This window comes from Natronosalvus caseinilyticus (genome assembly GCF_017357105.1).
In the GTDB taxonomy this organism is placed as follows: domain Archaea; phylum Halobacteriota; class Halobacteria; order Halobacteriales; family Natrialbaceae; genus Natronosalvus; species Natronosalvus caseinilyticus.
This window is the reverse complement of record NZ_CP071596.1, coordinates 2,412,588-2,427,710: the sequence shown is the minus strand read 5'-3', so window position 1 is coordinate 2,427,710 and position 15,123 is coordinate 2,412,588. Positions and strand designations below refer to the sequence as shown.

The 15,123-nt window shown below is 60.9% G+C and carries 9 protein-coding genes and 1 pseudogene; 9 read left to right on the top strand and 1 reads right to left on the bottom strand.

The features are described from left to right. Positions 1-358 precede the first annotated feature (358 nt). The 3 genes from J1N60_RS11635 to J1N60_RS11625 all read left to right on the top strand — a co-directional run bounded on the left by J1N60_RS11635 (position 359) and on the right by J1N60_RS11625 (position 2,038). Positions 359-526, top strand: coding sequence for an HVO_A0556 family zinc finger protein (locus J1N60_RS11635; protein ID WP_312907600.1), 168 nt, complete (start codon positions 359-361; stop codon positions 524-526). 70 nt (positions 527-596) lie between these two features. After that, complete coding sequence (locus tag J1N60_RS11630) at positions 597-1,544, top strand: NAD-dependent epimerase/dehydratase family protein (protein WP_312907598.1); 948 nt, start codon at positions 597-599, stop codon at positions 1,542-1,544. A gap of 308 nt (positions 1,545-1,852) precedes the next feature. After that, a complete protein-coding gene (locus tag J1N60_RS11625; RefSeq protein ID WP_312907596.1) occupies positions 1,853-2,038 on the top strand; it encodes a hypothetical protein in 186 nt (61 codons plus the stop codon). On the opposite strand, the pseudogene J1N60_RS11620 reads toward J1N60_RS11625, so the two are convergent. Next, positions 2,013-2,242: pseudogene (locus J1N60_RS11620) on the bottom strand (hypothetical protein); the annotation flags it as partial. The gene J1N60_RS11625 and the pseudogene J1N60_RS11620 sit on opposite strands and share 26 nt — an antisense overlap. Positions 2,243-2,373: 131 nt before the next feature. On the opposite strand from J1N60_RS11620, the gene J1N60_RS11615 reads away from it, so the two are divergent. The 6 genes from J1N60_RS11615 (at position 2,374) to J1N60_RS11590 (ending at position 15,026) form a co-directional block, all read left to right on the top strand. Then, positions 2,374-4,308, top strand: coding sequence for a M61 metallopeptidase family protein (locus tag J1N60_RS11615; RefSeq protein WP_312907594.1), 1,935 nt, complete (start codon positions 2,374-2,376; stop codon positions 4,306-4,308). 495 nt (positions 4,309-4,803) lie between these two features. Further along, the gene (locus J1N60_RS11610) at positions 4,804-5,457 is read left to right on the top strand and encodes a hypothetical protein (RefSeq protein WP_312907592.1); all 654 of its coding nucleotides are present in this window, start codon (positions 4,804-4,806) and stop codon (positions 5,455-5,457) included. Positions 5,458-5,521: 64 nt separating this feature from the next. Continuing rightward, positions 5,522-6,760, top strand: coding sequence for an RNA-guided endonuclease InsQ/TnpB family protein (locus J1N60_RS11605; protein ID WP_312907590.1), 1,239 nt, complete (start codon positions 5,522-5,524; stop codon positions 6,758-6,760). 58 nt (positions 6,761-6,818) lie between these two features. Continuing rightward, complete coding sequence (locus tag J1N60_RS11600) at positions 6,819-7,886, top strand: hypothetical protein (protein ID WP_312907589.1); 1,068 nt, start codon at positions 6,819-6,821, stop codon at positions 7,884-7,886. A 40-nt stretch (positions 7,887-7,926) separates the two neighbouring features. Then, on the top strand, positions 7,927-8,724 hold the full coding sequence (locus tag J1N60_RS11595; RefSeq protein ID WP_312907588.1) for a helix-turn-helix transcriptional regulator: 798 nt from the start codon (positions 7,927-7,929) through the stop codon (positions 8,722-8,724). A 467-nt stretch (positions 8,725-9,191) separates the two neighbouring features. Continuing rightward, on the top strand, positions 9,192-15,026 hold the full coding sequence (locus J1N60_RS11590) for a right-handed parallel beta-helix repeat-containing protein (RefSeq protein WP_312907586.1): 5,835 nt from the start codon (positions 9,192-9,194) through the stop codon (positions 15,024-15,026). Positions 15,027-15,123: the final 97 nt, after the last annotated feature.

The window sequence follows — 15,123 nt, the reverse complement described above, 5'->3', positions numbered from 1 at the left end:
ACGTTTTTGTGCATAGCACGATGATAAGTGTTAGGTTTTACGTGTGTTCAGATACTCAACACACGATCGAGTAGAAAATCCAGAGTGTAATTTTAAATATATTAATGTGATTTTCCGGGCTTTTACAGGAGTGGAATCCTCGAATTGATACCGCAGAGTCCTGTGAGGCCCTGTGAGAGGCCTCACTCCTCGTCTCCTTGATGGTCTGGATACGAATCGACCAGTACACGCCGGATTCGGCCGAGTTAACCTGATTCAACTACTTCCGGAAATCTACAACAATTGCAGCGGTTGAAATTACAATCAATCTAGAATTCATCTCACAAGATATATATGCCTATCAGAACAGTTCAAAATGATGCAAGAAGGGGTTACGCAAATTCGCGGGGGCGAAGCGATGCTCGAAACGCTAGAGGGGACGGTCTGTTCGTATTGCGAACTCGGTCGGCTCGATCTCAGGTCGTATAAGGGAAACGACGCGGCCGTGTGTACGGAATGTGGCGTCCCGGCCGCACAGGTCTGGTAGCCGATTCTCGACCGCCGTACCAACGCTCGAATAACCAACCTTATTACAGAAGTCTCGAAGAAGTCATACTATGGACGGCAAACGCATCCTCGTAACCGGCGGGGCCGGCTTTATCGGCTCGAATCTGGCGAATCATCTCGCAGCGACCAACGACGTCATCGCGATCGACGACGAATATCTCGGCACACCCGAAAACCTTCGGGAGGACGTCGACTACCGCAATCGGAGCGTCCTCGAGGACGACCTCCCCACCGATGTCGACGTCGTCTTCCACCTCGCGGCGCTCTCCTCGTACGCGATGCACGAAGAGGACCCGACCACGGGGGCGCGGGTCAACGTCGAGGGGTTCGTGAACGTCGTCGACCAGGCACGACAGGATGGCTGTGAGACGGTCGTCTATGCGTCGACCTCCTCGATCTATGGTAGCCGAACCGAGCCGTCGCCCGTCGACATGGCCGTCACCGTCAACACGGGGTACGAGGCGTCGAAACTGGCCCGCGAACGCTACGGGGAGTACTTCGCGAACCACTACGACATGAACGTCGCCGGGATGCGATTCTTCTCGGTCTACCAGGGATACGGCGGGGCCGAAGAGCACAAAGGCGAGTACGCCAACGTGATCGCCCAGTTCGCCGACGACATCGCGAACGGGGAGGCACCCGTCTTGTACGGCGATGGCACGCAGACGCGCGATTTCACCCACGTTTTGGATATCGTCCGCGGTCTCGAGGTCGCCGCTGACCACGAGCTTACCGGGATCTACAACCTCGGGACGGGCGACGCCTATAGCTTCAATACGGTTGTCGAGATGCTCAACGAGGAGCTGGGGACCGATATCGAGCCCGAATACGTCGAAAACCCGATTCCCGATTCGGTGTACGTACACGACACGTGCGCCGATTCCTCGTCGATGCGTGAGGCGACCGGCTGGGAACCCCGAATCGACTTCGAGGATGGACTCCAACGCGTCTGCGCACAGTACACCGACACCGACGCGACGACCTCGTCTCGCCAGTAGGCCGGACGTCGCGCTCCGTCACACCGTATGCACATCACCGCCGGCTCGCGCGGTGTGCGACTCGTCATCGTTCGATTAGGCCCCCCATGGTCGTAGCCTCGTGACGATGTGCAGCCAGCTCTGACACTGGGAAGCAATTGCCGAACGAGTAGCGGGACGGATTCACGGAGACTGCGAGCGATTGACGACCGAACGGGAGAACGGCCGAAAGAAGCCTCGACCGGCCTCGAATCGCCACGACTCACCGCTCGATACGCGGCTCGATACGTAACAAATGGCTAAGTGGATCCCACGGCCACGTAGGAACCATGGACGTGCGCAAACGTATTGGGCTCCGGCTGCACCGGACGATGGTGTACTGGGGACTGCTGCACCATCCCTTCGGCAGAGACTACGTCCGGAAGCACTACTCGCCGACGGGGAAAGAAACGATTCCCATCGAAGAGACACCGGTCGACACCATTCCAGTCACGTCGACCGATCCGGACGCATAATACGGACCGACCTTCGGCCGGTAGCTCGAATGCCCCAGTCACCTCTATTCAACACCTTCTGTAACCGTCGTTCGACTTCGTCCCGATCCTCGGGGTAGCCGAAGTCGATCCGCCAGCCATTGATCCAATTACATCAATAGTTCGTCCACTCTGGATCAGCAGGTCGATCGCCTCGCTGATCTCGTACTCGCCACTCTCCGACGGTCAACAACGCGTGTGCCGATCCCTGCTGGTCGCGCTGGTGACAGTATTGAATCGGGACGCGCTCGAGCCCCGCTAATATTGGTTAAATCAGATGAATATGTTTATCAACTATTTGGGTCGACCTTCTGCTAGTGAAGCGCCGATATTTCATTGGGACTGCGACCGGTGTACTGGCTGGCGGCGTGACCGGGGCCAGTCAGTCAGCGATGGCGGTGGCGCGATCGTCGAGCGCTACGAGAACCGATAATGTACTCAGCGAGAATGGACACGTTCGATACGAGGCCGATGCGGGTCGCTTCGTCTATAAGTTTGAATACGACATTCCCGAGACGATCGCGGAGCTCACGATAGAGATTGGCGAACTCGAGTGGGGGGAAGCGTCGGTGCGCGAAACACGTGGCGTTTCACGTAAAGACACCACGTCCTTCCTGTGGGATGGGGAGACGACACCGCGGCTGATTATCGAGACTCGGCCTGATGGAGTAACCCTACCCGACGGCGTTCCAGGAACGTACGCCGTCGGTGATGCGGCGTTCGAACCGCGTCTCCGGCCGTCGCTGCCGTTCCGCTATAGCGGTGAGGAACCCCGGCAACGTCTGACGCTGTCCATTGTGGGAGCGGGGTTTGTGGGGGATGGGTTTGTCTATGCCGGACCAGCAGAAACATACACACGGTCGGCGGCGGGGACGAAAATGACGATCGTCGTTCCGGAAAGCGTCGAGAAGTCCGTCCCGCACGAGGAGCTGCTGGATACATACGCGTTCGCCGAGAGCGCCATTGTGCCACGAATTCCACGTGACCGGATGGCTGTGTGCGTCGTCCCACGCTCGTGGGGTGGACCCGGCGGCTACGCGATCCGAAACGATGTCGTGATGCACGATACTGTTGCTCGAATCACGGACATCGAGAGTGTGGCGACGCACGAGTACGTACACACGCTATTCGGCGTGTTTGGCGGCCGCGACATGTACTGGCTAAAGGAAGCGATAGCCGAGTACTATGGTTATCTCGTGGCATTGAACGTGGGCGCGGAAACGTTTGATGCGTTCCTGGAGACGGTCACTACCGACCGCTCTCGAGACGCTGTGTTGGCCGATGCAGAACTGGTGCAGCGAACGATGGCCGACTACGACAAGGGCGCACACGTGTTGGCGGCACTCGATGCCGAGATACAGCGCGTCTCGGACGGGGCGGCAACGCTCAACGACGTGTTCACCACGGGAGAATTCGATCTGAGCACGTTTGCAGGGTTCGAAGCCGCGGTTGGTGAAGCGAGCGGGTCGTCGTCGCTCTCACAATGGCTCGAGCGATACGTTCGCTCCGAGTCACTCCCGGAGATTCCACCCGACCCGCAGTACTTCGTCCTCGGCGACCGGACTCCAGACTCCTTGCAACCGACACCACCGGCAACATCGGATTCGATTGGACCGTGGCAAACCGACGTCGAGAACGACGCATCGGTCGAAGGTAACGAGACAGCACTCACGATTCGGGTCCATCAGTGTTCCAGCGGGTCGGTAACGCAGGCGATCAACGACGAACGCGTAGCCATCTCGTTCGACTACGAAATTGAGGCTGAAGGGTGGTGGGAGCGACCGTACGTGGAGGTGCTTGAGGACGGAGCGCCCGTTTGGACGGGAAGCGTTGGGCGTTCGGATCTGTACGACGAACAAGTCTTCGAGATCTCAGCAGGTGGGACCACGCGTGGACACGTCCAGAAGACGGTTTCGGGCACGGGGCCACTCGAGGTGCGTCTCGGTATCGTGCCGTCAGAAGCGTGTTCAGCAGGCGATCATGGAACGACGTGGCTCCGCGTGTTGAATTTCGAGATACATTCACGATCACCAGACGAACCTGACGATAACGCATCGGTTGACCCCGAGGGTAGCGCATCGGTTGACACTGAGGATGATGTATCAACTGACACCGAGGATGAGACATCGAACGGTGAGACAAACAATGACGACATGCCCGGTTTCGGTATCGGCAGCGCGTTCGGTGTACTCGGGGGTGTGAGCTACCTCCTGAAGCAGCGACTTTCCGACAACGAGACCTCCTCCAAATGAGAGCCTCGTGCTGTGCATGCTACACGTTGTTTGTATGAGCCACTGAGGATTTCAACAAAGCCGGCGATTCATACGCGTTCTCGATCAATCGGGACAGGAGTTCTGGTTGGGTAACCTTCGCCCCGTTCGGAGCCGGATTTCCACTTGTAACTCCTCGAGGCGTGATTTTGCGGTCTCGTCAACTTTGACGGCTGTCACCATACGAGCGGCTTGGACCCGAACGCTGGTAATTCATTCTACCAGGTTATCGCTGGTGTCGACTGGGACATAGTTGCCACCCTCGAGGTGACAGTCGATGCGGTGGCCACTCGACCGCTGTCTCTGTCGAGCCACGAGAGGCCATCACCCAGCAGTCGGTACACGTCATGATCATCGGCGTCGGTGTCCGACGTGAACGCATACGTTACGCAGGCTACGTCCTTCATGCTCGCACACTCGTTCCACTACAGAGAACGAAGCAAATCTACTTGGCTCGTGGACAGGTTATTTATACCAATGACTGTGCGTTCAGGCCGAGGGGGTCGGCGGAGGGACCGCACGATTCTAGCCGTCGTCCTGGTCTTCGTGGTGGGCGTCGCCATCCGGCTGGCGCCTCAACACTGGACGCCGTTGCCGTTCAACCCGGATGGCTTCAAGTTCGCTGCCCAGGCCGGTCAGATCCTCACTGCTGGCGACATCCCGCTCCAGTCGAATCCACAGGGGTTTGTGTTCCCCGTGTTGTTGAGCCAACTCCAGCTCGTCACCGGCGTGCACGTGCTCTCGATCAGCCAGCCGACGATTGCCCTCGTGGGGACGGTCCCGTGTCTGTTCGCGTTCGCGTTCGCGCGTCGAATCGCACACAATCGTGGCTGGGACGCCCGGCGAACGCTCGCCGTTGCCACCGTCGCCGGCCTCGTGCTCGCCACGGAGGGGCTGTATCTCAGGCGCACGGCTGCCGTCTCCTATGAGGTGCTCGGGATATTGCTCGTCATCGTGAGTGCGGTGGCGTTTCACCGTCTCCTGCGGACCCAGCACCTGGGCTGGTTCATCGTGTTCGCGACCGCTCTTGTGGTGCTTCCCATCACCCATCATAATGAATGCGAGGCGGAAACCCGCGTCTTTAGGCGCGGGAAGAAGCCGACAACCCATTACACAAACCACACTCGATAGCAGGCCGACTCCTCCAACGCTAACCAAATCATTATAAATACAGGTACTTACATATGAAGTACAGATGGTGGGAGACTCAGCCACTCGAACCGTCCCCGTCAAACTCGACGTCGACGAGAGTGCCGCTGACCTCCTCCACCAGACCATCGACCACTTCCTCAACGCCGCCAACTACGTCGTAGACGTAGCGTGGGAACCAGACTGGAAAATCACCAGCAAACAAAAACTCCACGACCAAACGTACTACGACGTAAGAGACGACTCACCGCTCCCGGCCAACCTCGTGCAAGCCGCACGAAACCGCGCCGCAGAAGCCGTCAAAGGAGTCATCGAGCGCTGGAAGGAAGGCAAGAAAGCTTCCAAACCCGAGTTCAGGTCACGGTTCGCCAGCTACGACGCGCGAACCGTCACCGTCAACGACGACCACGCCACACTCGCCACGATAGATGAGAGAGTGGCCGCAGAGTTCGTCCTTCCCGACGAACAGCGGGAGACGCCACACGCGGCGTACCTGTTCAACGATGACTACGAGGTGAAAGGGGCCACGCTCCACTACGATGAGGTTAAGGACTGTTTCTACCTCCATGTACGGACAAAGCCCGTCGTGGAGAACGATGAAGCCGACAAAGGTGATACCAAGCACGTCTCCGTCCTTGGTGTTGACCTTGGCATCACAAACATCGCAACCACCTCAACAGGCACGTTTTGGAGCGGTGGCGAACTCAACCACTGGCACCGCGAATACGAAAAACGTCGAGGCACCCTCCAACAGACTGGCACGCGCTGGGCACACGAAAACGTCCAGCGAGTCGGTCGAAAGCAGACTCGACGCTTTGAGCAGATGCTTCACACCATCGCGAACGAACTCATCGAGGAAGCCCTCGAAACCGATTGTACGCATATCGTGTTCGAGCAATTGAAAGGCATCCGTGAACGCTTGCCGCACGCAAAAGCGGTTCACAAGTGGGCGTTCCACCGTTTGTTCGAGTACATCACGTACAAAGCCGAAACCGAGGGGCTTGTTGTGGAGCAAATTAATCCGGCGTACACAAGCCAGCGTTGCTCGACATGTGGATTCACTCACAAGGATAATCGTCCACACAACAACGGTCAGGACGAGTTTGAGTGTCTGAAGTGTGGGTATGAAGTTCACGCGGATTACAACGCGGCGAAGAATATCGGTCTGAAGTATCTCCGCAATCAGCAAAAGTCTGGTCGTGGAGGCGCACCCGTAGGCGTGCGCTTGAACAGCGGGATGATGAACGTGAACGGCGAGTATTCGCCTACCCCTTTGACGGGTTAGAACGGGAGTCCACGCTGAATGCCACGCCCTTCAGGGCGTGGTAGCTTACTTGAGTACGATGATGGCCGCACTGACGCTCACTGCGCTCGCGGTTGTCCATTTCCGGCGCACCCCTGTTCGAGCGACGATTGTTCATGGTCTGGCGATCGTCATCGGCTCCTGGGCGTACTTCGGGGTGTACTACACGCTCACGCAACCGCCGTTCTTCGGCGACGTCGCGACCAGACTCGGCTTGTTCCTCGTCTGTCTGCTCGTCTTTGCCGGGCTGGTGGTTCTCGTTCGAGGGACAACACCGTCGCTGCTCCGTCTCTCGGTTCTCACGTCGTTTGCCGGCGGGTTCACGATCCTGGGGATCAACGCCGTCTCGAACGTGTTCCCTGGAACGGCCTCGACACACCCGCGATTATTGTGGTATGTGGCTCCGCTCACGATCCTCGTCGCGTTTGCAGTCTGGGGGTTCCCACTCGCGATCGACGACGTCGACGTTGGCCCGGTCGTGTTGGCGCTGTTTCTCGGCCCGCTGATGTTCGTCGGCTTTGCGGTCATCGCCGAGTTGAACTCGGCGTATCAGTACTTCGCCGCACGCGGGCAGACGTTCATCCATCTCTCTGCCGTCATCATGGCCGCAATCGCGGTCGTAGATATAGGGTGGCGTTCCCGTCCGCGAGCATCGTTCCTGCTGAAAGCGGCGCTCCCCGCGGTGGTACTCGTCTGTGCACTCATCTCGTTGCCGCTCGCATTCGTCGGTCCACCAGTCCTGCCCTACGAGAGTACGACGACACCCGCGGAGTTTCAGGCGGTCACGTTTGCCGAGGCGCATATCGAGGGTAACTGGACGAGCGACGACCACCTGACGCGCATCGGTAAGAATTACTACGACGCGGAGGCGCCACCTGGCCCGACGTACGGGTGGTTAGACGGTGCGGAGCCTCCAACGTGTCCCGTCCTCGTGCGCGGGTCGTGGCCTGCAACCGGCGCTCAGGCGTTCCCAGCGGACCCGATCGCTGTCGACGAGCACGAACTAGAGCGGTTCGCCAGCACCGAACAGACGCTGTACACGAGCGGGTCGAGCGATCAGCGACTCGTGGCCCCATTAAACGCCAGCCGGCTGTGTGGCGGTGTGTGAATTCCTGTACGCTTATTTACCCATCACCCAATGACTGGCCATGAACGAGCGTCTCGAAGATATCGAGTTCTTCGCCCGCTCGAGGAACCGAGTCGCGGTCCTCGAGGCACTGGTCGACAGCCCCCACACACGTCGCTCCTTACAGGTGGAGACAGGTGCATCCCGGGTGACTATCGGTCGAATCGTCGGTGATCTCCAAGAGCGGGGGTGGATCCGCTGGACAGACGACGGCTACCGCACGACGTCGACCGGGCGAGCGGTGGCTGCGGCCCTCCTCGAGCTGTGTGAGACGCTCGACGCCGCTGCGGTTCTCGAGCCGCTCGCCCCATCCCTGCCGCCGGAGTTCCTCACGATCGACGTCACACATTTCCGCGACGCCGAGGTCGGCGTTCCGAGCGAAACCGACCCACTCGCTGCCGCCAGGACCGCCGCAGAGTTGATGGACCAGTGCGATGAGGTCAGGATCCTCGCCCACGCCGTGACGAGCAATACCGTCACCAGCCAGATCCGGGCCGCAGAGAAACACGGACAGCGCTCAGCAGTCGTCCTTAGCGAGGCGACGCTCGAATCGATGCTCGGAGACGCAACGATGCAAACCCAGTTAGACCGGTTGCTCGACCTCGAGGAGGTTGCGATGTACCGGTACGACGGGACGATTCCGGTGTCGATGGGAATTTACGACGACGAGACCGTCGGAATCGGCACTATCGACGAATCTGCCTACCCCAACGCGTTTCTCGTTTCGACAGATGAAACGGTTCTCGAGTGGGCCCGGGAAACGTTCGACGAGATTCGACGGGGGTCTAAAGCGATTCGGAGCGCCGATCTCCGCCTGTAGGGGTGGACGTTCGCTCGACGGGCCGCGTCTGCCGACTGTGTTTTCTCTTCGACGCTTGCCCGTCTAAAGAGAACAGCGAGAGTTCCACGGGTCACCCGACCCGTGGTCGTTTAACCTCGTGCGTCTCGAGCGCCGGCCACTTCCAAACGAACGTGGTTGAACGCTCATATGTGTCTCGAGCGGTGGGTGTCGCCGATTCCGCGGTGTTCACCGTGCGTCTCCGTTACCTTCTGGATCCGTTCACGCCGTGAACATCGTACATGTCATAAACAGATAGTGATAAGTCACGTCCCTCCTGAAGGCTAACAGTAGCCGATTGGGAGGTCTACGTAGGGTAGGGCCTCGGTCGGTGGGTTTCCCATGAGCCGACGCACAGGACACGCAAGAGAGGTATTGCTAACGGAATCACCGGTTTGTCATCCCGTCCGAGCCATCGACGCAGCTGACGGCCCGCTCCCGGTGGGATCATGAGCAGGCCGCACCCGAAGGCGAGTCGAAACACTGCACTGGTGCTCGCAGTCCTGACGGCATGTGCCGTGATCGTGATCGGTGGTGGCGCCGCGGCCGCGTCGAGTCACGACGGCTGCATATCGGTATCCAGCGCGACAGTCATCGACCAGCCGGGCTGTTACGTCCTCGATTCGGACCTGACGGCGTCCGGCGATCCGATCGTCGAGATCAACGCGAGCGACGTTGTGTTCGACGGGCAGTCTCACGACATCGGCGGCGGCGATCCGGCGATTCACGTCATGCCTGACGTCTCGAACGTCACCGTCCAGAACGTCACCGTCTACTCGTCGTACGCCGGGATTTACATCGAGTCTGCAAGCGACGTGACCGTCGAGGACGTGACGGCACGAAACAACGTCTATGAGGGGATCTCCGTCGACGATTCGACGGGCGTCACGATCGCCAACTCGACGACGCGGGACAACGACTACGATGGTATTTACGTCGACACTGCCACCGACCTCACCATTGCCAACGTCACCACCAGGAACAACGACGATGGCATCGAGCTCCAGTACGCCTCGAACGTTACGATTCGGGACGTCACCCACCGGTACGACGCGTACTGGGGGCTCCACGCCGAGGACTCCGTGAACGTGACCGTCGAGCGGATGACGACGGAGCTATCGAACGGCGAGGGATTTGACGACGGCGCCATTTATTTCGACGAGACGAACGGCTCCATCGTCGACTCGAGCCTCGCCGTCGGCGAGTACGGCCTTGGCGTCGAGCTGTACTACTCCCACGGGACAGTCATCGACAACGTGACCGTGAGCGCCTCGGAGAATCACGCACTCGACGTCGACAGGAGCGAGGACGTCGTCGTCCGCGACAGCACGTTCGCGACCGGGCCATACGACGACGCGGTGTACGTCGACAACTCGCCCGACGCGCGACTGACTGACCTCTCCGTCGAGGGCGGGGAGTACGGCGTCGCGCTCTCCGGCTCGGCGAACGTCACCATGCAGAACGTCGCGATGGACAACTCGACGTGGGGCTTCTCCATGTCCGGGCATTATCGCCACGACATCGACCAGTCGAACACGATCGACGGCCTGCCGGTCTACATCTACGAAGGCGTCGACGGGATGACCTTCGACGGGAGCGTTCCCCGGGGGTACCTCGCCGTCGTTGACGGCTCCGACATCTCGCTCACGGGATTCGAACGCACCGACACCGGACAGGCGTTCGTCGCCGCGCACGTCCAGGGACTCTCCGTGGAGTCGGCCAACCTGACTGACAATGAGTATGGCCTGCACGTCGTCAACTCGACGAGCGTCTTGATCACCGACACGAACGTCTCCGGCTCTCACTACGGTATGTACCTCGGTGACTCACCCGGTGCAACGGTCGATTCACTCGTCGCATACAGGGGCGAGTACTACTCCGGTGGTAAACAGGCTATTCGCGCAGGTAGTTCGCCCGACCTCACCGTGAGGAACGGCACGTTCGATCGGATGAAGGTGTGGCTGACCGATAGCGATCGCCTCCTCCTCGAAGACAGTTACCTTGAGGGAACGAAAGTCGAGTTCTTCGGCTCTGAGGATGTCATCATCCGTGACAATGAGTTCGTCGGCGGAGGGACCGTCGTCGACGTCCGGGACCGCTCACGACGGGCGACCATCGAGAACAACACGATCGCCAACCCTTACGGCTACGGGATCTCGCTCATGGAGAACAGCAACGGCGCCGTGATCCGTAGCAACGAGATTCACGGCGTGACCCAGGGGACCTCCCATACGGGCGTGGGCATCCAGCTCGTTTACACCGAGGCACACATCACGAACAACACGATCGACGGCGTCGAGCGTGCCGGCATCGGCCTCAGTGGGGGGACCGGAGCGATCGTGGAGAACAATACCGTCACAAACAGCCCGACTGGAATCGAGACGAACATCAACCGGAACACCCGGGAGTTCGTCGTTCGACACAACACGATCGACGGTGTGACCGACGGCGTGGTGCTGACCCGCTATGCGAGTGATGCGGTGATCGAAGGCAACGCCATCGGTAACGCCTCCGGGAACGGGATCGAGGCCACCGGGTCGTCGTATTCGAGCACGAAGTCGTCCAACGTCACGATCACCGCGAATCACGTCACGTTCGTCGGCACCAACGGGGCGTATCTGAACAACGTCGAGGAGTACACGGTCGCGGACAACACCTTCACGAACGGCACCGGCGCACGAGCGATCCACGTCAGCGCAAGCGACACGGCCGCCGTCACGGGTAACGACGTCGACGGCTACGGCGAACTCACCGCACTGCGCGACCAGCCCCGCGGGGCGATCACCGTCGCCGACGCCACAAACGTACTCGTCGAGGCGAATAGCCTCGAGTCGAGCGTCGTCGGCATCCAGATCCTCGAGGCCGGTGGGAGCGTAACGGTCTCGGACAACGCCGTTACGAACGCGACGCACGTCGGAATCGGCGTCGACGCACCGGAGGCAACGATCAGCACCAACGATGTCCGCTGGACCGCCGGACCGGGGATCGCCATCGGGAGTCGAACCCTCCCTGCCCAGGGCGAAGACGAGATCGTCGCCGACAGCGTCACCGTCGCGAACAACCTCGTCGTCGAGAACGACCTCGGGATCGCCGTCTGGGACGACGACGCGACCGTCTCGGCGAACCACGTCGAGCGAAACGGCGCTGGAATCCACGTCGGCTCGGCACTCGGTATCGACGGCGTCACGCTCGTCGACAACGTCATCGCCGACAACCGGAACGAGACGGCCACCGAGGTCAGAGAGAGCAGAGGGATCGTCCTCGATCACCTCGTCGGTGGGACGGTCGCGAACAACACGGTGACGAACTCGCTCGCCGCGATCCAGTTCATCGCGACGTCGGACGTCGTTGTCGAGGACAATCGCTTCAACGACTCAAACCAGGGACTAGCGTTCGTCCAGACGCTCTCGCACATTGACCAGACGGCGGACGGCGATCCACGCTACACCTGGACGCCGCCGTCGACAAACGTCACGGTCCGACACAACGCCCTCGAGGACAACGACGAGAGTGTCCATTTCACCGTCGGACCGAGCATAGTCGTCGACGACGGCTCGACGAAGGACGTGACCGAACCGACGTTCAACGAGGGTGATGAACACCTCGTCTACGACAATCTCTTCAACGGAACTACTGCATTCAACGAGACCTATGCCGTCAACGAGTCGTTCTTGCCCGGTTACGAGCGCGACGTGTTCCCGAACGCGTGGAACGTTTCGGCGACGTCCGGGACGAACGTCGCGAACGGATCGGTCCTCGGCGGCAACTACTGGGCATCACCAGACAGCAGTGGCTACAGCCAGACCTGTACCGACGCCGACGGCGATGGCCTCTGCGACGCTCCGTACGAACTGGCGGGCGCGAACAACACCGATTGGCTGCCGCTCGCCGATCCAGATGCGAAGGCTTCGTCTCCTCACGGACCGATTGCCGTATCCGATCATTTCATCACCACGATGGACGAGCCACTGCAGGTAGTGGCCCCGGGGATCGTCGCCAACGACCACCACCCGGATGGGAGTTCAGTGTCGGTATCGCAGGTCGGATCGCCAGCCCACGGGACCGTCTTCCACGAGCCCGACGGGGAAGTTTCGTACGGACCCGATCAGGGCTTCACCGGGACGGACACGTTCACCTACCGGATCGAGGACGAGGATGGCGAGTTGTCGAACTGGGCGACCGTCACCGTCGAAGTGCTTCCCGACCCCGACCGGCCACCCTACGCCGCCGCCGACCACTACACGATCCTTGAAGGCGAGACGCTGGAAGCAGCAGTACTTGAGAACGGCTATGACGCCGACGGTGACGAACTCGTGGTCGCCGATTACAATGGCTCGGTCGAGGGCGGCTCGCTGGTCGGTGTCCCAGCCGGGTTCGGCTACACGCCACCATCCGATTTCACCGGGAAGGATACGTTCACCTATCGGATCAAGGACGAGGACGGCAAGTTGTCGAACTGGGCGACCGTCACCGTCGAGGTACTTCCCGACCCGGACCGGCCACCCTACGCCACCGCCGACCACTACACGATCCTCGAGGGCGAGACGCTGGAAGCAGCAGTACTTGAAAACGACTACGACCCCGACGGTGACGAACTCGTGGTCGCTGATTACAACGGATCCGCCCAGGGCGCGTCGGTGATCGGGGTTCCCGCTGGGTTCGGCTACACGCCGCCGGACGGGTTCACCGGCACCGACACGTTCACGTATCGCGTTCAGAAGGAGGACCAGTCGAGCACTGACACGTCGCCGTGGGGCGTCCAGGGTACCGGCCCGTACTCGAACTGGGCGACCGTCACCGTCGAGGTGCTCCCTGACCCGAATCGTGCACCCGTCTCCGCGCCCGATACCTACGTTACCGAGGTAGACGACACGCTCTCGGTGACCGCTCCGGGCGTCCTCAGGAACGATCGTGATCTGGACGGCGACGACATCGGCGTCGACGACTTCGACGAGGCCCGGCACGGATTGATTTCCGTGGCGGCCGACGGCACCCTCACGTACGTCCCAGATCCCGGGTTCGCCGGCACTGAGGCCGTTCGGTACGTCGCGGCGGACCCCTCGAGCGTCACCGCTGACGGGCTCGTGACGATTCTCGTCGTCGACCCGAACCGACCAGCCACGGTCGCCGTCACACCCGACCCCCTCGAGTTCGGGACCATCGAGACCGGGACCGCCGAGACGGCGACGGTCACGGTGACGAACGTCGGAGGAACGCCGCTCACCGTGTCCGGTGTCGACCTGGCGGGATCGGAGACGACGCCCTTCGACGTCGTCGCTGGTAACACGACGACACAGCTCGCGACCGGTGCAACGCACGCCGTCACGGTATCGTTCGAACCGACCACCGTCGGGGGAGCCAGCGAAACGCTGCGGATTCACACCAACGACACGACGACACCGATGCTCGAACTCGAGCTTTCGGGTACCGGCATCACCTCGGATGACGGCGCTGAGGGATCCGATGGTGGGGACGCTGGCGTCGGCGCGGGGAGTGGTTCCGACGACTCCAGCGCCGATTCCGGTGGGTCCGACTCCCCGACCGGCCAGCCGGGTTCTGACGTCACTGTCACCCGGTCGGCCGACGGGACGACCGACGTCTCCGTCGAGAACGCACAGAACGGGACGGCTGTTGACATCGAGATGTCCGGAACGGGGTCGGGCAACGTCACCCTCGACGGGCTCAACATCACGCCCCTAGTCGACGGCGACTTCACGCTGAACGTCAGCGTCAGCGAGGACGCCCCGCCGGGCGCGCCCGATACCACGCCGTCCGGCGAGCCGCCGATCAGCTACCTGAACGTCGACCACTCGATTCCCGACGAGGAGATCGGTGAGGTCACCTTCCGGCTGCGTGTTTCGAAGGACACACTCGCCGCACGCGGTCTCGCACCCTCGGACGTCGTGGTCTACCGCTACCACGACGGCCAGTGGCAGGCCGCATCAATGAGCGTCGTCGACGAAACCGCCACGCACCACGTCTTCGAGGCGACGGTCCCTGGCCTCTCGGTATTCGCGGTAAGCGGCCAAGCAGCAGTCGCAGACGACCCCACGCCGCCCGCGACAGATGAGCCGACCGGAACCGATTCACCGGACGATTCCGACTCGTCCGACGAATCGGTGGACGGCGGACTAATGGACGAGGGGTCGACGTCGGATACGCCGTCTTCAAGCCCGGAGCAGTTCAAAGCCAGCCCCGGGGTGCTCATCGCTGCCATCGTCGCGCTCTCAGTCGGAATCGGTGCGCTGTGGCTATACCGTCGCTCTCATCGCGGCCGCCCGTGACACAGGGTATGACCATACGGTGATCGAGGCCACCGTCGACCTCAACAATCGCCAATCAGACCGACTACTCACCCTCCTCGAACACCACGTGGCCCTT